This window comes from Cryobacterium sp. TMT2-14 (genome assembly GCF_004402465.1).
Classification (GTDB): Bacteria; Actinomycetota; Actinomycetes; order Actinomycetales; family Microbacteriaceae; genus Cryobacterium; species Cryobacterium sandaracinum.
The window spans coordinates 71,971-89,191 of sequence record NZ_SOFV01000011.1 but is presented as its reverse complement, the minus strand read 5'-3'; the positions used below and the strand labels follow the sequence as shown (position 1 = coordinate 89,191).

Below are 17,221 nucleotides of genomic sequence, written 5' to 3'. Positions count from 1 at the left end.
ACCAAGACTGGATCCATAGCTACAATCACCACAGACCCCATACCGGCATCGGCGGCAAATCACCCATCAACCGTGCTCACAACGTCAGTGGGAACAACATCTAGCGGCGCATCCATGGGCACTCGGATGCGGTGACGCCCCGAGCCGGATGGCTACCGGCTGACACCTACTCCACCCAGTTGCCCGGAACGACGACGACCAGTCTGCAGCGCGGACATCGGTGACAGGACTCGAGCCCCTGAGCGGTGTCTACACCGTCGGGGGTCATTTCGGCCCCGCACGCCGGACACACCGGGCCGTCACCGTCGAAAGCGAACTCTTCCATTACTTCAGTCTGCGGCGTCCGTGCGGGCTGGTGCCGCGGCAACCGTCTCGCGCGCATCGTGCGCCGTTGCGCGCGTGGCACGCAAGGTGCGCAGCGGCGCAGTTCCGGCGCGACGCCGATTGGCGGCGACGCGGACGGGGAATCGGCACGCGACGCGGAAAGGGAAGCAGTGCGGGGAACGAACGGGCACTGTGCGATGCTGGCCGAATCGACGATTGGGGGCTCTCAGTGGTGCGTGACCACGGCTCCGAAGACGCGTACTCGCTGGCCCAGCGCGATCCGGCCTACCTCGCGGCGGTTCGGGTCGCTTACTCGGCAGAGACGAACGTGCTCAACGCCCTGTGTTAGGCGACTCACCCCGCCGAGGCGGCACCGGATGGCTCACCGTCCCCGGCAAACCAGCTGCGCGACCTCCAGAAGCGCGTCTTCTCGGCGAACGGCGACTCCGTCGGCGATCCGAAGGCCACCGCCGCACTGCGGGAGCTGCAGGCCACGGTGGCGGCCGACCGTGCCGCGATCGCCGCCGCGATCCGTGCGGCCGAATTCGAGGTCAACACCCAGCCGCCCCGCTCCCCCGGTGAGTCGACGGCACCGAGGAAGACTGGTCCCCGGACGATGCACGGGGGGACGTCCGAGGGTTCGCTTCAACCGTTTTTCGAGGAGGCAATCGACGAGACTGCGCTGCCCGCCGGGGGACGCGACCGCAACGCCCTCCTGGTTCTCGGCATCCTTGTCGCACTGGGCGTCGGTTTCGTCGTCGGCACTCAAACGAATGCCTCGCTCGTCACCGCATCGCCTTCTGCGGATCCCGTGAACGCGGAGGACACCTGCGGCCAAGTGAGTGACGTTGTGACGCTGATGCACAATGCGTACGGTTCGCTGCTCGCAAAGCCCTCAACCCAGCAGGAGTTCGCGGGTGCCGCACGGCTCGTTGCGCGGCCGAGCACCCGCGTGGACACCGTGCCCGGCTCCGCGGTGGCGGACCAGGTGGAGGCCCTGAAGGGCCTGCTGCCGTCGTCGGCCAGCGAGCAAATCGATCCGCTGTCGACAGAGTGGGGGCAGGCTCTGGCCCGTGTCAGCGCGGCCTGCAGCGCTGCCGGGTTCGACATCAGCGCGGCCTGCAGCGCTGCCGGGTTCGACATCAGCGTGGACGCCTGGATTGGCGGCTGACGGCACCGGCCCGGTCGGGAGCGCGATTTCTCGGATGCATGGACCTTCGGTTCGATGACCTGGATTTTCCGTCTTGGCCGCCCGCTCCGCGCGATCAAGCGGTGCGCTCTACGCCCGCCAGAATCGCGGTGCCGAGCTCGGCCGGCCTGGTGAACTGGAGCCAGTGCCTGGTGGCAGGTCCACGTACTCGACGTCGTGCAGGCAGGTCAGCTCCGCCACGAACGAATACCCGGCGGCGATCCACTCGGTGAGCAGCGCGGACGGGATCTCGCAGGAGCGGTGCGGAGGCATGGGCTGCCGCGGGTCATCCGGTGCGCCCGCAGCACCAACCTCGGAGATTTTCGCGACACGCCGCTCATGGCCCCCGAACCGGCGTTTCCCGAAAATCTCCGCGATTACGTGACGACGGATGCCTGTCAGCGAGCCCTCGTTCCACGAGCGCTCGCACGGCGAATCCTTCCTCCACCTCGTCGCGACACGGTCCCGCTACCCGGGCTTGTGGATCCTCGACGAGCCGGAGTCGGCCCTCTCCTCCACCGGTTCTCTCGCCCTGATCCGCCACCAGCAGGACATCCTGGACGCGGGCGGATCCCAGGTCATCCTCTTGACGCACTCCCCGATCCTGGCGTCGCTCCCGGGCGCCGCCATCTACGAGGTCGGGCCCTGGGGTTACCGCCCGTGCGCCTGGGAAGACCTTGACCTGGTGCGCGACTGGCGCTCCTTCCTGGAGGCCCCGGAGCGCTACCTGCGGCACCTGTTCTGACCCGGGGCAACCGATGACCACCGGCCGCGACCGGCACCCGATCTCACCAACGGCCGGGCCTCAGTTCTGCAGGAACGTGGTGACGTACGCCACCGTGTCGGCCGGGCTGACCCCCAGCTCCCGCAGCCGTTCGACATAGGTCTTTGCCGCGCCGAGCGCCTGCTGTTCGACCGAGTCCGGTGCGGCCTTGACGAAGGAACCCGCCCTGCCGCGGGTCTCGATGAACCCCCCCGCCTCGAGTTCCTTGTAGGCACGCGCTACGGTGTTCGGCGCGAGCACCAGGTCAGCGGCGAGCCTGCGCACCGTGGGCAGGCGTGTTCCCGCGACCATGGCCCCGCTCCGGATGTGCGCAATGACCTGCACGCGCAGCTGGTCGAACGGCGGAGTCGCCGAGCGCGGGTCGATGCGGAGAATCACTGCGGGCCGACCGGGCGCGAACCGGCATCCGCGTGGAGGGTTCGCCGAAAGTGACGCCGTGACGAGGTGAGAACGGATGCGGCGGCACCCGCGCCCAGCACGACCAGCCCGAACAGGTTAAACGCCTCCACGGAGGCCACGCCGCCACCGATTCCCGGTCGCACCGCCATCACGATCTCCTGAACGCCGAAGAAGACACCAAAAGCACCGAGGAGGAACGCGGCGGCGACCAGATCCAGGATCGCGGCCGAGCGCATCGCATCGTCCCAGGCCAGCTCCTGCTCCGACGCCATGGTCTGGGGACGCGCGACGACGATGCGACCGCCGATTTCGAAGGCCGCGAGCAGCGCCACGGCCAGCCCGGCCACGACGACCGCCACGCTGAAGGACTGCGGGAAGACGGAGAGCTGCAGCTTCCAAAAAACAGGCAGCAGTATCAGCACACCGACGACCGCCAGATTGAGGAATACGGTGCCACGAACGCCGAAGCGTTCCCACCGCGGAACGTAATCGGCCAAGCGGGTGCGCCGCCCATGGGCAACCCGCTCACCCTCACCGGTCCTCGCCACCTCGCCGGCCACGGCTGCGATCGCGCCACCCAGCACCCCGACGATCACGAAACCGCCAAGCAGGAACACGGTGGCCGAACCACTGCGGTCCGCCCCGATGAAGTACACGAGGAAAATCGAGACGATCACGCCGAGGAATCCGCCGCCGGAGAAGCCCCGTACTCTCCGCACCTGGGCCGCCAAGACCATCGGATGCGAGGCGTGCGGCAGGCCGAGCCCGGCGACCGTTGACGCGTGGGCGACGAGCCGACGCTGCACGGCGGGAACATGGGTCAAGACCCACAGCAGCACGCACGACCCCACGAGCAGACCGGCTACCGTCCACGTGGACACGGCGACGTGGAAGATCATGTTGGACCAGACGTCACCGAGCATCAGATCCCCTTTTTGTGTTCTTAGTTTTGTATCATCTTATCAATACAAGCATGAATACACAACAGGGTTCCCGGCGTGCTGCCGTTCTATCGCCGCGCCATATGAGCTCGGAGCTCGACCTACGTCCACGGTCACCTCGCGGATCGTGCCGGTGAACCAGTACGGTCTCGGGTATGCCGGCGTCACCGGGGAGTCCGGGTCGGCGTTCCCTTACCCGCCTTCAGGTCGGGCGGTCCGTTCGGCAGGATGTCAGGGCAGGAGACGGTATGGAGTTCGCCCACCACGGAATTGTGCACGAAATACGTCGCCGTCCTCGACATCGAACGAGTAACCTGCGGCCGGGCACGCGCCCCCGGCTCGGCTCGGCTCGGTTCAGCGGGCCAGCATATCCGGCAGCAGCGGCGAGAAGATCACGACGAAAGCCAGCACATTCAGGGCCACCGTGCCCCAGAACGCCTGCCGAAAACCGGCCTTCTTGGTTTTGTGCCGCAGCACCTGCTGCGCCACGATCGCGCCCGGCCAGCCGCCGGCGAATCCGAGCAGCAGCAGGGTGTTCTCCGGCACCCGCCAGCGCGCAGCGACCGCTGCGGTCTTGTCCATGGCGTAGGCGACGAAGCAGGCGAGGCTGACGGCCAGGTAGAACGCGGCCACCCAGATCGAGACCGGTCGGTAGGCGTCGACGACGAGGTAGATCGACGTGAAGGCGACGATGGCGAGGTAGGCGACGGCTCCCGAACCGGTGCGGGCGGGCATCCGTCGCCGCGTGCCGGTCTGCCTCTTGCGTGGGGACTGCCGCCTGGGCTTGGTCTGTCTCATCTGTGTCTTCTCGCGGCAGCAGCTCAGTCGAGGAAGTCGCGAACGACGGTGTCGAGGGCCGCGACCGTCAACGCGATCGAGCCGATGTCGATGCGCTCGTCGTTGCCGTGGAACAGCTGCCGGAAGGTGCCGTAGTCCCAGTGCCGGCCGAGCAGCGCGAAACCGTAGGCAGGGACGCCGCGGCGGCGGTAGAACCGCGCATCGGAGCCGCCGACGCTGAGCACCGGGAGCAGGTCGGCGTCGGGGTAGGCCCGGCGCACGGCCTTGCCGAGCGAGTGGAACAGCGGCGTGTCGACCGCGGACCGGGTGGCCGCGGCGAATTCGTCGCCCTCGATCGTGACCTCGTCGGCCAGGTCGCCGAGCGCCTCCCGCAGGTAGGCGTCGACGTCGGCGGCTGACAGGTCGGGCAGCACCCGGATATCGAGGGTGATCGTGGCGAGCGCGGGGATGACGTTGTCCTTCACCCCGGCCCGCACGATGTTGGGCGAGATGGTGGTGTGGGTGGATGCGTGCGCGAACCCGGCCAGGCTGCCGAGCTCGTTCAGGGCGCCGTCGATCCGGTGCGGGTCGAGCAGGCGCGCGGCAAGGTCGGGTTCCAGGTCGAGGGCCTGCACATATCGGCGCCAGTCGGCGGTGATCTGCACCGGGGCGCGGTAGCGGGCCAGGCGCCCCACGGCATCCGCCGCGATCACCGCGGCGTTGCGCGCGCCCCACGGGGCCGACCCATGGCCGGGGGTGCCGCGCACGGAAAGGCGCCGCCCGGCGATACCTTTTTCGCCGACGGCCGTCGAGATCAGCGGCCGCGGCCCGACCATGGCCCCGCCGGACTCGGTGAGCACGGCGTCCGCGTCGATCAGATCGAGCCGGTGCTCGGTGAGCCATTCCACGCCGAAGTGGCTGCCGTCTTCCTCGTCGGCAACCGCGGCGAAGATGAGGTCGCCGCGCGGCCGGAACGGTCCGGTCGCAATGGCCCGGGTGACGACCGCGTAACTGGCGGTCAGGTAGAGCATGTCGAGGGCGCCGCGTCCCCAGATCTCGCCGTCGATGATCTCGGCGCCGAAGGGGTCGCGGCTCCAGCCGCCGTCGTCGACCGGCACCACGTCGAGGTGGCCGACCAGGGCGAGCGTGGGCGCCGTGGGATCGGTGCCCCGGATTCGAGCGATCAGGGAGGCGCGGCCCGGATGCGGTTCGACCACCTCGAGGTCGAGTCCCGACCCGGCGAAGAACCCCTCGAGCGTACGCACGCTGCGAATCTCGCCGCCCGAATCGGGAGTGCCGTCGTTGACGCAGGCGTTGCGGATGAGGTCGCGCAGCAGGTCCACCGTCTGGCGGGTCAGGGCTTCATGGTCGCTCATGCGCACGCTGGACGGAGATGGTGCGCGACAGTCGATTCCATGGTGGCGGCCAGTCCTTTTGTAAAGTGCCTGAACTCTACCGGGTGAGATCGGCCGCGGCGCACGCCTGGGCGGCGGCCGCCCGGGAAACCGCGTAGCGGATGTGAACCCGGAGCGGTGAGCCGACGGGAATTTTCGGATGCTGGAACTCGGCGGTCGCGGTCATCCCGAGTCGTTCCATCACGGCCCGCGACGGTTCGTTGATGACCGCCGTGATCGCCTGCACCTGTTCGAGATCGAGCCGCCCAAAAGCGACATCGAGGGCCGCCCGGGCGGCTTCGGTGGCGTAGCCCTGGCCCCAGAAGGAGCGGGCCAGCCGCCAGCCGACCTCGAGCCCGCCGGGTCCGGGGATGAACGCGGGCACGGGAGCGAGCCCGGTGAAGCCGATGAAGTCGCCCGTCGACTGTTTCTCGAGCGCCCAGAGTCCGTAGCCGTGCGTCTCGAAGAGCCGGTCGGCCCGGCCGGCGAGCTCGTCGCTCTGGGTCCGGGTCAGCCGAGACGGGAAGTACCGCATCACCTCCGGGTCCTCCCCCATCGCGGCGAACGGCGCCAGGTCTGACTCACGCCAACGGCGCAGCAGGAGGCGGGCGGTGCGGGTCTCGAGCGGCATCCGTCCAGACTAGTGACCCGGACCCCTGCGGGTGGTCAGGGAATCCAGTTGAACTGGTCCGGGTCGGGGCCGGTGCGCTCGTCGCGGTTCAACGCTGTGATCGCAGCCAGGTCGTCGGCAGTCAATTCGAAGTCGAAGAGCGCGAAGTTCTCCTCGACCCGGCTGCGGGTGACGGACTTCGGGAACACGATGTCGCCACGCTGCAGGTGCCAGCGCAGGGTGACCTGAGCGGCAGAGCGGCCCAGGCGGCCGGCGATGGCCGTGATCACGGGGTCGCCGAGCACCCTGCCCTGTGCGATGGGCGACCACGCTTCGGTCACGATGCCGTGCTGCGTGTTGAACGCGCGCACGTTGTCCTGGGTCAGGTACGGGTGCACCTCGATCTGGTTGACGGCCGGCACTGTGCCGGTCTCGTCGAGGAGACGCCGCAGGTGCTGCGGCTGGAAGTTGGAGACGCCGATGGTCTTCACCCGCCCGGAGGCGTGCATCTCCTCCAACGCCTTCCAGGTCTCGACGAAGTCTCCGACGGCCGGCAGCGGCCAGTGGATCAGGAAGAGGTCGAGGTAGTCGAAGCCGAGGGTCTCGAGCGTCTGCTCGAAGGCGGCCAGGGCATCAGTTCGGGAGTGGAAGCCGTTGTTGAGCTTGCTCGTGACGAAGACGTCAGTCCGATCCAGGCCGGATTCGCGCACGGCCTCGCCGACGCCCTGCTCGTTGCCGTACATCTCGGCGGTGTCGATGTGGCGGTAGCCCACCTCGAGGGCGGCGAGCGTCGACCGCCTGGTGTCGGCCGGCTCAATCTGGTACACGCCGAACCCGAGCTGCGGGATCGTCTCTCCGTTGTTGAGGGTGATGCGGGGAATGGATGTCGTCGGTGCTGCGGTCATGTCGTAGAGCTCCTTTTGTCGACGAGGCGCACGGAGAAGACTGCGCGCCCCACCCTGACCTAAACGGCGCACGGTGAAGCGAATTCCCGTTCAGGGCCGATCGACAGGCTCGAGACCCGGCGGGCGCCGGCGAGGTGCTGGACGACCTCGACCTGACCATCAGGGGTGTCGTCGATGATCTGCAGCCCGCGGCAGATGCCCAGCCAGCCAGCCGCCGTGACAGTGGGCAACAGTGATACTCCTGCCTGGGCGGTGGACGGGCCTGTGTCGCCGTCCTATGCTCGACCTGGGAACGCCCGAGTGTCGATGGTGGTGTGAGGATGGGGTCCATGCGGTCACGGTGGTTGATTCCGGTCGCGGTTGCGGCGGCTCTGAGCTTTGCGATGTCCAGCGCGTCGGCGCCCACGGCGGCTTGGGCGCAAAACCCGGTCGACTTCGGCGCCAGCCACATCGTCGACACGGTCGACGCCGTCACCGCCCGCGCCGACGAGGTCACGGCCGCGTTCGACGAGCTCTATTCCGAGACCGGAGCCGACCTCTTCGTGGCCTATGTCGACAGTTTCACAGGGGTCGAGGACCGCGAGCAGTGGGCCGACCAGACGGCTGACAACAACGGCCTCGGCACCAACGACGTGCTGCTGGCCGTAGCGACGGATGACCGCCAGTACCAACTTTCCGTGGCCCCCGACTCCGCCCTGACGGATGCCCAGCTCCAGGAGATCGAGACCGTCGCCATCGAGCCGGCTCTGCGCCAGAACGACTGGGCCGGCGCCGCGATCGCCGCAGCCGAGGGTTTCTCCGCGGCTCTGCGGGGCGAGCCGGTCTCGGCCGGCGAGATCACCCCCGGGGACGAAAGCCCCGGCGGCGGTGCCGGCGGGTTTCTCATCGTCGTGTTCGTGATCATCGCCGTGCTGGTGCTTCTGGTCGCCGGAGCGGTCATCCTGCTCGCCCGACGCGGGCGGGGGCGTGCCCTGCCAGCCGGAGCCGGAGCGCCGACCGGGCTACAGTCCCTGCCGACGCCCGAGCTCAAGCGGCGCGCCTCGAGTACCCTCGTGCAGACCGACGACGCGATCCGTTCCAGTGAGCAGGAGCTCGGCTTCGCGATCGCCCAGTACGGCACGGAGGTCACCACCGCCTTCCGGGCCGCGCTCGAAACGGCGCAGAAGCAGCTCAGCCAGGCGTTCACCCTGCAGCAGAAGCTCGACGACGCCGAACCCGACTCCGAAGAGCAGGCGCGCGCCTGGCACGCCGCGATCATCGACCTCTGCAGCCAGGCCAACCTCACCCTCGATGCGCAGGCCGACGACTTCGACGAACTGCGCCAGCTGGAGAAGAACGCGCCTGAGGTCGCCGCTGCCGTGTCCCAGGGCGCCGAGGCCGTGCGGGCCCGGCTCGCCGGCAGCGAGGAGAGCCTGGCGGCCCTGGCCGCCCGGTACACCGACGTGGCGCTCGGCACGGTTGCCGACAACCCGGCCGAGGCCCGCGAGCGTCTCGCCTTCACGGAGACCGCTCTGGCCCGGGCCACCACCCGGCTGGGTGCCGGCGATACGGCGGCCGCGGCCGTGGACATCCGTGCGGCCGAGGTATCGGTCGACCAGGCGCGGTTGCTCCTGGACGCCGTGGACCGCCTGGGCACCGACCTCGCCGGCGCAACCCGGCAGATGGCGGCCACGGTCGCCGAGCTGCAGACCGATCTGGTGACCGCGCGCGGCCTGCCCACGTCGACCGAGGCCGCCGCCGCGTTGCCGGGAGTGATCAGCCAGACCGAACAGACCCTCGCCGAGGTGCGCGCTCGCTCCGCGGCCGGCCGGATCAACCCGCTCGAGGTGATGGCGATGCTCGACGCCGCCAACACCGCGATGGATGCCGCGCTGCAGGGCGTGCGGGACGCCGAGGCGCACGTCCAGCGCGCCCGGGCCACCCTCAACCAGAACCTGCTCGCCGCGCGCGGGCAGGTGTCGGCCGCGGAAGACTTCATCAGCACCCGGCGCGGGGCGGTGGGCGCGGAGGCGCGCACCCGGGTCGCCGAGGCCGGCAGGGTTCTCGTGGAGGCCGAATCGCTGGCCGCCACCGACCCGGGTGCCGCTCTCGCCGCCTCGCAACGGGCCAACTCCCTGGCCGCGGCCTCCATCGCCGGCGCCCGGAACGACGTCGACGGGTTCGCCGGCCAGGTTCCGGGCGGCCACGGTCCCGGCTACCGAGCCGGCGGTAGCGGCGGGAACGGGGTCATGGGGGCCGTGCTCGGCGGCATCCTGATCAACACAATCCTCTCCGGCGGCGGGGGTGGCGGGGGTGGCGGGGGTGGCATGTTCAGTGGCGGTGGCGGCGGCCGGCGCGGCGGCGGCTTCGGCATGCCCGGCGGCTTCGGCGGTGCCGGTTCCCGCTCACGCCGGGGCGGGGGCGGGCGGTTCTAGAAACCGGCGCCGTCGCAGCCGTCGCAGCCGTTTCAGCCGTCGCAGCCTGCACGGCGGTCCACACGTCTTGACCAGCACAAACCGACACACTGGAGGTCAGCCGATGCTCCGGAACTCGAAAGGACACCGCACAATGACGAAACAGTCCATCTTTGGCCGTATCTCCCAGTTGGCGAAAGCGAACATCAACGCGCTTCTGGACTCCGCCGAGGACCCGCAGAAGATGCTCGACCAGATGGTTCGCGACTACACCAACAGCATCGCCGACGCGGAGAGCGCGATCGCCGAGACGATCGGCAATCTGCGCCTGCTCGAGGACGACTACCGGGAAGACGTCGAGGCCGCGACCGAGTGGGGTGGCAAGGCCCTGGCCGCGAGCCGCAAGGCCGACCAGCTGCGCACCGCCGGAAACGCGGCCGACGCCGACCGTTTCGACAACCTCGCCAAGGTCGCCCTCGGCCGTCAGATGCAGTCGGAGAAAGAGGCGAAGCTGGCCGAGCCTCAGATTGCCTCGCAGACGGCCGTCGTGGCCCAGCTCAAGGACGGCCTCAACAAGATGAAGGAGAAGCTGAACCAGCTCTCCGCCAAGCGCAGCGAACTGATCGCCCGGTCGAAGACCGCCGAGGCGCAGACCAAGGTGATGGATGCCGTCAAGAGCATCGACCTGATGGACCCCACCAGCGAGGTCAGCCGCTTCGAGGACAAGATCCGCCGCGAGGAGGCCCGCGTTCGGGGCGCCAGCGAGCTGGCCGCGTCGAGCCTGGACGCCCAGTTCGAGAGCCTCGAGGACCTCGGCGAGCTCACCGAGGTCGACGCCCGCCTCGCCGCGCTCAAATCCGGCGGCGCCGACTCCATCACGCAGTAGCCCTCAGCCTCCAGCGCAGCCGGGCGCCGACGGGAACATCCCGTCGGCGCCCGGCGTTGTCCCTAGCATGACAACTCTCGGAATCATCGGCGCCGGCAACATCGGCAGTCAGCTCGCACGACTCGGCGTGGCCAACGGATACGACGTGGTCGTGAGCAATTCGCGTGGCCCCGAAACCCTCACTGATCTGATCGGCGAGCTCGGCCCGCACTCCCGCGCCGCGACCCCCGCCGAGGCCGCCGCGGCCGGCGACCTCGTGGTCGTGACCATCCCGCTGAACCAGATCCACACCCTGCCCACGACGGAGCTGGCCGGCAAGCTCGTGATCGATACGAACAACTACTACCCGCAGCGCGACGGCGACATCGCCGCACTCGACGACGAGAGCACCACCACGGCCGAGCTGCTCCGTGATCGCCTGCCGGAGTCCACGATCGTGAAGGCGTTCAACCACATCTATGCCGCCGATCTCACCGAGCACGGTCAGCCGGCCGGGTCCGTCAACCGGCGCGCCCTGGTCATCGCCAGCGACGACGCCCCCGCCGCCGCTACCGTGACCGCACTGCTGGACCGCTTCGGCTACGACACCGTCAACGTCGGCGCGCTCAGCGAGGGCTGGCGCATCCAGCGGGACACCCCCGGCTACGGCCCGCGCTTGAACGCGGCCGAGTTGCGGGACGCGACGGACGCCGCTGCGCGCTACCGCGACCAATAGGCGCTGCGCGTAGATCGGCCCGATCCAGCACGAAAATTCCGCGCGCGGGGAAGCTCTGGGAGCATACTGAAGTATGGCTCCCTCCTTCGTTGTCGTGCCACAGTGGCAGGGTTCGGTTTCTCCGCGCGCGATGCGCCTGAGTGACGGGGCGGAGGCGATCCGAGGTGATCTTCCCTACTCCGTCACCCGTGAAGTGCCGGTGCCGGTCGAGGCCGGCGATTCTCTCGACACCGGCATCGACCGCTTCTCCACCCTGATGATGGTGCGCGAACGCCTCACGGCTGCACTGCACGGCGGCGCTGGCCCGGTGGTCACGATCGGCGGCGACAACGGGGTGTCCCTGGCGGCCGTCGAGCATGCGTCGCGGCAGCATCCTGATGACCTGGCCGTGGTCTGGCTCGACGCCCACCCCGACCTGCACACCCCCGACACCTCACCGTCCGGAGGTTTCACGGGGATGGTGCTGCGCGCCATCACCGGCGAGGGTGCCGACGGCCTGACCCTCGACCCGGGTGAGCGCGTTCCTCTGGAACGCGTCGTGATCGGCGGCGCGCGCGCCATCGACCCGGCCGAGGACGCCCTGATCCAGGACCGCGGAATAGTGAGTCTTCCGGTCGAGGACCTCGACCCTCCCGACGCGCTCGTCGCGGCCCTGCGCGCCACGGGCGTGGGCACCTTCTACCTACACCTCGACCTGGACGTGCTCGACCCGTCGGCGCTGGCCGGCCTGGCCGACCTCTACCCGTTCGGGCTGAGCGTCGACACCCTGAACCGGCTGATCACCGCCCTGCGCGCCGAATTCGAACTGGCCGGCGCCACCATCGCCGGCTTCGCCCCGGCCTCGCCGGAGGCCGCCACCGACGACCTGCCGAGCATCCTGCGCATCATCGGCGCGCTGACCCGACCTGCTCAGCCATAGCATGGGACCGACGCGCCAGCGTCACGAGGCCAAGGGAGGCATCCGTGAACGAGCAGCACTCCGTTTCCGATCCGTCGAGGATCATCACCGAGAGGCGCGGGCACGTGCTGCTGATCGGGTTCAACCGTCCGGAGAAGCGCAACGCCGCCGATCTGGCGCTGCTGACGCAGTTGGCCCTCGCCTACGGTGAACTCGACCGCGACCCTGAGCTGCGGGTCGGTCTCGTCTACGCGGTCGGCGACCACTTCACTGCCGGCCTCGACCTGGCCGACATCGGCCCCCGACTTGGCCCCGACGGCCTCGACATGGTGCCGCCCGGCGGCATCCATCCGTGGCAGGTCGACGGGCCAAGCGTGTCCAAGCCCGTGGTGATGGCCGTGCAGGGCACCTGCCTCACTCTCGGCATCGAGCTGATGCTCGCGAGCGACATCTCCGTGGCGTCAGAGTCCACCCGATTCGGCCAGATCGAGGTGGCGCGCGGCATCCTGCCGTTCGGCGGCGCGACCATCCGCTTCCCGCGCGCGGCCGGCTGGGGCAACGCCATGCGCTGGATGCTCACCGGCGACATGTTCGACGCCCGCGAGGCCCACCGCATCGGGCTCGTGCAGGAGGTCGTGCCGGACGGCACCCAGTTCGAGCGCGCGCTGGAATTGGCCGAGCGGATCGCCGCCCAGGCCCCGCTGGCCGTGCAGGCCACGCTGGCCAACGCCCGCACGGCCGCGCGGGAGGGTGCCGCGGCCGCCGAGGCGGGGCTGCAGCCGGCCCTGGCCCGCCTGGCCGCGACCGAAGATTCCCGCATCGGCATGGAGGCATTCGTCAGCCGCCGGCCGGCTACTTTCGTGGGTCGTTAGGCTGGCATCACCACCTCATTGGAACTACAGCACCACTCATCTGCACCACTGACCAAAGGAGAGACGGATGTCTGCCGCCGCCAGCACCACCCCACCTGACCCTTCCGCCAAGAGCTACGACGTCATCGTGATCGGCGCCGGCGCGGCGGGTGAGAATGTCGCCGACCGCACGACGCAGGCAGGCCTCCGCACCGTGATCGTCGAGGCCGAGCTGGTCGGCGGCGAGTGCTCCTACTGGGCCTGCATGCCGTCGAAGGCGCTCCTGCGCAGCGGAGCGGCCCTCGCCGCAGCCCGGCGCGTCGGCGGTGCGGCCGAGGCCGTGACCGGCGACCTGGACATCGCGGCCGTTCTGCGCCGCCGCGACTCCTTCACGAGCAATTGGTCCGACGAGGGCCAGGTGCGCTGGCTGGAGAAGACCGGGATCACCCTGGTGCGCGGCCACGCCCGCCTCACCGGCGTGCGGGAGGTGACCGTGACCGCTGACGACGGCACCACGACCGTACTGGTCGCGGCGCACGCCGTGGTCGTCAGCACCGGGTCGGCGGCGCTGCTGCCCGATATTCCCGGTTTGGCAGCCGTGTCGCCGTGGACCAGCCGCGAGGCCACCAGTGCCCCCGGAATCCCGGACAGTCTGGCGATCATCGGCGGCGGCGTGGTCGCCGCCGAGATGGCCACCGCCTACGCCGGGCTCGGCGCCGAGGTCACGATGATCGTTCGGAGCGATTTGCTCGGCGGTCAGGAGCCCTTCGCCGGTGAACTCGTGCTCGCGGCCCTCCGCGGGGCGGGCGTCACCGTGCTGACCGGGGTGTCGACCACCGGGGCGGCCCGCACCGCCGACGGCGATGTGACACTCACCCTCTCCAACGGCAGCGGGGTCACCGCGACCGAGGTACTCGTGGCCACCGGCCGGGTTCCCCGCAGCGCGGATGTCGGGCTCGAGACCGTGGGCCTCACACCGGGCGACTGGCTCGAGGTCGACGACACCCTGCTGGTGCGGGGCACCGCGCCGGACCTGACCGGGGACTGGCTGTATGCCGTCGGCGACATCAACCACCGGGCCCTCCTCACCCACCAGGGCAAGTACCAGGCCCGCGCGGCCGGTGACGTGATCGCGGCCCGGGCCGCCGGCACGCCCGTCGACGACGCCCCGTGGGGATCGCACGTCGCCACAGCCGACCATGCCGCCGTGCCGCAGGTCACCTTCACCGACCCCGAAGTGGCATCTGTGGGACTGACCCAGGCTGCTGCCGAGAAGGCCGGGTTCCGCACCCGGGTACTGGACTACAACTTGGGCCAGGTGGCCGGGGCATCCGTGCACGCCGACGGCTACACCGGGTCGGCGCGCGCGATCGTGGACCTCGACCGTGAGGTTCTGATCGGGGTCACCTTCGTGGGGCCGGATGTCGCGGAGCTGCTGCACGCGGCGACCATCGCCGTGGTCGGTGAGGTGCCGATCCGCAGGCTGTGGCACGCGGTGCCGAGCTACCCCACCCTGAGCGAGGTCTGGCTGCGGCTGCTCGAGGAGTACGGTCGTCCGTAGCCGCGCTTTCGCCCTCGCGGCGCACCCGGTGGAGGCTGGCGCACTTTCCAACCCGCGCCACCTTCCACCACCTGCCCCGCGCCACCTCCGCAGTGAATCGATCATGGGAAACCCAGGCTTCTATCGTGGGGGCCACCTACGCTGGAAGAGTGCGCCGCATCTTCTTCGACTCCCCCATCAGCCGGGCCGGCTACCTCTACGCCACCACGGTCGGCGTGATCTGGGGTTCCATCTGGAGCACGGGCAAGGTCGAGCGCCGAGGCGGCCTCATCGTTTTTCGCGGCATGCCCTCCTGGGCATTCGGACGCGGCGGAGCCTGTGTCGGCGGCTGCTACCTGACCAACCAGAACGTGTCGATGGCCATCCTCGAACACGAGGCCGTGCACAAACATCAGTGGCAGCGCTTCGGGATGGTTTTCCCGCTGCTCTACCTGGCGGCCGGCCGCAATCCGCTGCAGAACCGCTTCGAGATCGAGGCCGGCCTCAAAAAGGGCGGCTATGTCAAATAACCCGGAGGACCCAGAATGACCGCACGCACCATCGTGATCACCGGCGCCAGCGACGGGATCGGCGCCGCCGCCGCCCGCGCCCTCAGCCAGTCCGGCGACCGAGTCGTGATCGTGGGCCGCTCGCCAGCCAAGACCGCCGCTGTCGCCGAGGCACTGGGTGCCGACTTCCTCGTGGCCGATTTCGCCTGCCTCGACGAGGTGCGCACCCTTGCCGCCGAGCTGCAGGAGCACTATCCGCGCATCGACGTGCTCGCCAACAACGCCGGCGGCATCATGGGCGACCGCGTAACCACCGTTGACGGCTATGAGAAGACCTTCCAGGTCAACCACCTGGCTCCCTTTCTGCTCACCACGCTGTTGATGGACCGGCTCGTCGCCAGTCGGGCCCGGGTGATCAACACGTCCAGCGCCGCCAACCAGCTCTTCGGCAAGATCGACCTCGACGATCTGCAGGGCGAGACGAAGTATTCCGCGAACAAGGCGTACGGCGACGGCAAGCTCGCGAACATCCTCTTCACCAGGGAACTCCACCGCCGCTACAGCGACGAGGGACTCACCACTGCAGCCTTCCACCCCGGCGTGGTGGCAACGAGCTTCTCCACCGGGTCGACGACCCTCATGCGCCTCATTTACCAGACTCCGCTCAAACGCCTGCTGCTCGGCGCTGAACAGGGAGCCGACACCCTGGTCTGGCTGGCCACCGCGACGCCGGGCACCGACTGGGCATCGGGCGAGTACTACGAGAAACGCCGCATCCAGAAGGCGAACAAGCAGGCCTACGACTCTCAGCTGGCCGCCGCCCTCTGGGAGCAGAGTTCCGCGCTGGTCGCCGCGCACTCGGCGCCTCTGGCCTCCTAGCCGGATCCTCCTAGCCGGAGCCTCCTGGACGAGGCTTCCGGTGTCGAACGAATTCGACGGAGATTTTGCTTCGAAACGGCTTTCTCGCGCTGTTTTGGGCCGATTCGGCCAAAATTCTCCGTCGAATTCGTTCGGGGTTCGGGTCGCGGTGCGGAACTCCAAACGGGAGAAACTCCGGCTGCGCACCGAGCTCGCCACGGCTCCGGTCGATGGGCCTTGCCGCCCTGCGTCCTGCCTCCGCGGGTCAGGGCGGCCAAGCGCGCGCGTGTGGCCAACTCAGGACATCCGTCACCCATAGTTACCAGCCGGTGCGAAGCAGTGCAGGATCAGCACGAATGTCCGGAGGGCCCGGACGGATCTCCTGAGTTGGCCACACGACGAGCCGGACGTGCCGCGGCACCTGTAGATTCGGGCGCCCACCCTGAGCTCCCTTGTGGCCGAACCGGTGCAGCTCGGGGCCGGTGAAAGTGGACCGGGTGAATGGGGACGATAGCCAGAGCACGTGAGCAACCTCGACCGCGAATGGCCGGCAGCTCGCGCGGGGGCGGCTGGCGCCGGAGGCATCCGTCGAGGTAAGCATGTCCCACGTGTGAAATGCCTGACCTAACGAGAATCCACCCGTTCACGGTGGCAGATCGGGCCGGTGGCGCGCATGATGGTCTGGGGGCGTCGCGGTCCCCAGTGAATGTCACCGAGTGAATGAACCGAGTGAATGTCACCCAAGTGGAGGAACAGCATGAGCTACGCACACACCGTCACGGTCAATGTCTCGTTCGACGAAGCGGTCCGGATGGCCCGGGAAGCACTGGCCGACCAGGGATTCGGCATACTGACCGAAATCGACATACAGTCCACCTTCGCCGCCAAGCTCGGCCAGGAGGCCGCCGACGCCGTCGGCGACTACCTGATTCTCGGTGCCTGCAATCCCGCCCTGGCCCAGCGGGCCGTGACCGCCGACCCGGGCATCGGCGCCCTGCTCCCCTGCAACGTGGTCGTGCGCCGCCACGCGAGGGCCGGTGAAACCACCGTGGAAGCCCTCGACCCGGCCATCATGGCGCAGCTCAGCACGAAACCGGAGATCGAGCAGGTCTCCATCGAAGCGGATGCCCGGCTGCGCGCAGCCCTCGCCGCCGTGCTCGCCGGCGCAACGCAGTAGCCAACGCATAGCGCTGGATGCGCAGGTCCACCGGGCGCCGCGCTCCGCGCTCCGCTTGCCGCTGACTCAGC

Annotated in this window: 20 protein-coding genes; 12 read left to right on the top strand and 8 right to left on the bottom strand. The window is 69.2% G+C overall.

Annotated features, from left to right (window positions below; all coding sequences use genetic code 11):
• The coding region (locus tag E3O28_RS05440; protein ID WP_134415373.1) for an integrase core domain-containing protein at positions 1–104 on the top strand (104 nt) is incomplete at its 5' end.
• A gap of 716 nt (positions 105–820) precedes the next feature.
• Entirely contained in the window at positions 821–1,495 is a 675-nt protein-coding gene (locus E3O28_RS05435; RefSeq protein WP_134415372.1) for a hypothetical protein, read from the top strand.
• Positions 1,496–1,603: 108 nt separating this feature from the next.
• Here the strand turns inward: E3O28_RS05435 and E3O28_RS05430 are convergent, their stop codons facing one another.
• Positions 1,604–1,786 carry a hypothetical protein gene (locus tag E3O28_RS05430; protein WP_134415371.1) on the bottom strand — a complete coding sequence of 61 codons (183 nt, stop codon included), beginning with the start codon at positions 1,784–1,786 and terminating at the stop codon, positions 1,604–1,606.
• A gap of 118 nt (positions 1,787–1,904) precedes the next feature.
• Here E3O28_RS05430 and E3O28_RS05425 point away from each other — a divergent pair, with 118 nt between their 5' ends.
• Positions 1,905–2,258, top strand: a complete 354-nt coding sequence (locus E3O28_RS05425) for a hypothetical protein (RefSeq protein WP_134343243.1) — start codon at positions 1,905–1,907, stop codon at positions 2,256–2,258.
• A 60-nt stretch (positions 2,259–2,318) separates the two neighbouring features.
• On the opposite strand, the gene E3O28_RS05420 is transcribed toward E3O28_RS05425, so the two are convergent.
• The 7 genes from E3O28_RS05420 to E3O28_RS16245 form a co-directional block, all read right to left on the bottom strand.
• Positions 2,319–2,675 (bottom strand): GntR family transcriptional regulator, encoded by a 357-nt coding sequence (locus tag E3O28_RS05420; RefSeq protein ID WP_347232367.1) that lies wholly within the window; start codon positions 2,673–2,675, stop codon positions 2,319–2,321.
• Positions 2,672–3,619, bottom strand: coding sequence for a hypothetical protein (locus E3O28_RS05415; protein WP_134415370.1), 948 nt, complete (start codon positions 3,617–3,619; stop codon positions 2,672–2,674). Before E3O28_RS05415 ends, E3O28_RS05420 begins: the two co-directional genes overlap by 4 nt.
• Positions 3,620–3,991: 372 nt before the next feature.
• Positions 3,992–4,435, bottom strand: coding sequence for a DUF1294 domain-containing protein (locus E3O28_RS05410; protein WP_134415369.1), 444 nt, complete (start codon positions 4,433–4,435; stop codon positions 3,992–3,994).
• A 23-nt stretch (positions 4,436–4,458) separates the two neighbouring features.
• Complete coding sequence (locus E3O28_RS05405; protein ID WP_134343245.1) at positions 4,459–5,790, bottom strand: M20/M25/M40 family metallo-hydrolase; 1,332 nt, start codon at positions 5,788–5,790, stop codon at positions 4,459–4,461.
• Positions 5,791–5,866: 76 nt separating this feature from the next.
• Positions 5,867–6,439, bottom strand: coding sequence for a GNAT family N-acetyltransferase (locus E3O28_RS05400; RefSeq protein ID WP_104099679.1), 573 nt, complete (start codon positions 6,437–6,439; stop codon positions 5,867–5,869).
• A 35-nt stretch (positions 6,440–6,474) separates the two neighbouring features.
• Positions 6,475–7,323 (bottom strand): aldo/keto reductase, encoded by an 849-nt coding sequence (locus E3O28_RS05395; RefSeq protein ID WP_134343246.1) that lies wholly within the window; start codon positions 7,321–7,323, stop codon positions 6,475–6,477.
• Positions 7,324–7,382: 59 nt separating this feature from the next.
• The gene (locus E3O28_RS16245) at positions 7,383–7,553 is read right to left on the bottom strand and encodes a hypothetical protein (RefSeq protein ID WP_166784753.1); all 171 of its coding nucleotides are present in this window, start codon (positions 7,551–7,553) and stop codon (positions 7,383–7,385) included.
• 99 nt (positions 7,554–7,652) lie between these two features.
• On the opposite strand from E3O28_RS16245, the gene E3O28_RS17200 reads away from it, so the two are divergent.
• The 9 genes from E3O28_RS17200 to E3O28_RS05350 all read left to right on the top strand — a co-directional run bounded on the left by E3O28_RS17200 (position 7,653) and on the right by E3O28_RS05350 (position 17,150).
• Positions 7,653–9,737 carry a TPM domain-containing protein gene (locus E3O28_RS17200; protein ID WP_134415368.1) on the top strand — a complete coding sequence of 695 codons (2,085 nt, stop codon included), beginning with the start codon at positions 7,653–7,655 and terminating at the stop codon, positions 9,735–9,737.
• A 133-nt stretch (positions 9,738–9,870) separates the two neighbouring features.
• The gene (locus tag E3O28_RS05385; protein ID WP_134415367.1) at positions 9,871–10,602 is read left to right on the top strand and encodes a PspA/IM30 family protein; all 732 of its coding nucleotides are present in this window, start codon (positions 9,871–9,873) and stop codon (positions 10,600–10,602) included.
• 67 nt (positions 10,603–10,669) lie between these two features.
• A complete protein-coding gene (locus E3O28_RS05380; RefSeq protein ID WP_134415366.1) occupies positions 10,670–11,317 on the top strand; it encodes an NAD(P)-binding domain-containing protein in 648 nt (215 codons plus the stop codon).
• Positions 11,318–11,390: 73 nt separating this feature from the next.
• Positions 11,391–12,236, top strand: a complete 846-nt coding sequence (locus E3O28_RS05375; RefSeq protein ID WP_104099674.1) for an arginase family protein — start codon at positions 11,391–11,393, stop codon at positions 12,234–12,236.
• Positions 12,237–12,280: 44 nt separating this feature from the next.
• Positions 12,281–13,087: a crotonase/enoyl-CoA hydratase family protein gene (locus E3O28_RS05370; protein ID WP_233191189.1), complete on the top strand. Its 807-nt coding sequence runs from the start codon at positions 12,281–12,283 to the stop codon at positions 13,085–13,087.
• 67 nt (positions 13,088–13,154) lie between these two features.
• Complete coding sequence (locus E3O28_RS05365; RefSeq protein WP_134415365.1) at positions 13,155–14,627, top strand: NAD(P)/FAD-dependent oxidoreductase; 1,473 nt, start codon at positions 13,155–13,157, stop codon at positions 14,625–14,627.
• 149 nt (positions 14,628–14,776) lie between these two features.
• Positions 14,777–15,136 carry a Fe-S oxidoreductase gene (locus tag E3O28_RS05360; RefSeq protein WP_174720223.1) on the top strand — a complete coding sequence of 120 codons (360 nt, stop codon included), beginning with the start codon at positions 14,777–14,779 and terminating at the stop codon, positions 15,134–15,136.
• Between the two features lie 15 nt (positions 15,137–15,151).
• Positions 15,152–15,994 carry an SDR family NAD(P)-dependent oxidoreductase gene (locus E3O28_RS05355; protein WP_104099671.1) on the top strand — a complete coding sequence of 281 codons (843 nt, stop codon included), beginning with the start codon at positions 15,152–15,154 and terminating at the stop codon, positions 15,992–15,994.
• A gap of 736 nt (positions 15,995–16,730) precedes the next feature.
• Complete coding sequence (locus E3O28_RS05350; protein WP_134415364.1) at positions 16,731–17,150, top strand: DUF302 domain-containing protein; 420 nt, start codon at positions 16,731–16,733, stop codon at positions 17,148–17,150.
• The last annotated feature ends 71 nt before the right edge of the window (positions 17,151–17,221 follow it).

Excerpts from the sequence above, each read along its gene's own strand:
- E3O28_RS05430 (WP_134415371.1), bottom strand. The coding sequence starts at position 1,786 with ATGCCTCCGCACCGCTCCTGCGAGATCCCGTCCGCGCTGCTCACCGAG.
- E3O28_RS05425 (WP_134343243.1), top strand. The coding sequence starts at position 1,905 with ATGCCTGTCAGCGAGCCCTCGTTCCACGAGCGCTCGCACGGCGAATCC.
- E3O28_RS05415 (WP_134415370.1), bottom strand. The coding sequence starts at position 3,619 with ATGCTCGGTGACGTCTGGTCCAACATGATCTTCCACGTCGCCGTGTCC.
- E3O28_RS05410 (WP_134415369.1), bottom strand. The coding sequence starts at position 4,435 with ATGAGACAGACCAAGCCCAGGCGGCAGTCCCCACGCAAGAGGCAGACC.
- E3O28_RS05405 (WP_134343245.1), bottom strand. The coding sequence starts at position 5,790 with ATGAGCGACCATGAAGCCCTGACCCGCCAGACGGTGGACCTGCTGCGC.
- E3O28_RS05400 (WP_104099679.1), bottom strand. The coding sequence starts at position 6,439 with ATGCCGCTCGAGACCCGCACCGCCCGCCTCCTGCTGCGCCGTTGGCGT.
- E3O28_RS05395 (WP_134343246.1), bottom strand. The coding sequence starts at position 7,323 with ATGACCGCAGCACCGACGACATCCATTCCCCGCATCACCCTCAACAAC.
- E3O28_RS17200 (WP_134415368.1), top strand. The coding sequence starts at position 7,653 with ATGCGGTCACGGTGGTTGATTCCGGTCGCGGTTGCGGCGGCTCTGAGC.
- E3O28_RS05385 (WP_134415367.1), top strand. The coding sequence starts at position 9,871 with ATGACGAAACAGTCCATCTTTGGCCGTATCTCCCAGTTGGCGAAAGCG.
- E3O28_RS05380 (WP_134415366.1), top strand. The coding sequence starts at position 10,670 with ATGACAACTCTCGGAATCATCGGCGCCGGCAACATCGGCAGTCAGCTC.
- E3O28_RS05375 (WP_104099674.1), top strand. The coding sequence starts at position 11,391 with ATGGCTCCCTCCTTCGTTGTCGTGCCACAGTGGCAGGGTTCGGTTTCT.
- E3O28_RS05365 (WP_134415365.1), top strand. The coding sequence starts at position 13,155 with ATGTCTGCCGCCGCCAGCACCACCCCACCTGACCCTTCCGCCAAGAGC.
- E3O28_RS05355 (WP_104099671.1), top strand. The coding sequence starts at position 15,152 with ATGACCGCACGCACCATCGTGATCACCGGCGCCAGCGACGGGATCGGC.
- E3O28_RS05350 (WP_134415364.1), top strand. The coding sequence starts at position 16,731 with ATGAGCTACGCACACACCGTCACGGTCAATGTCTCGTTCGACGAAGCG.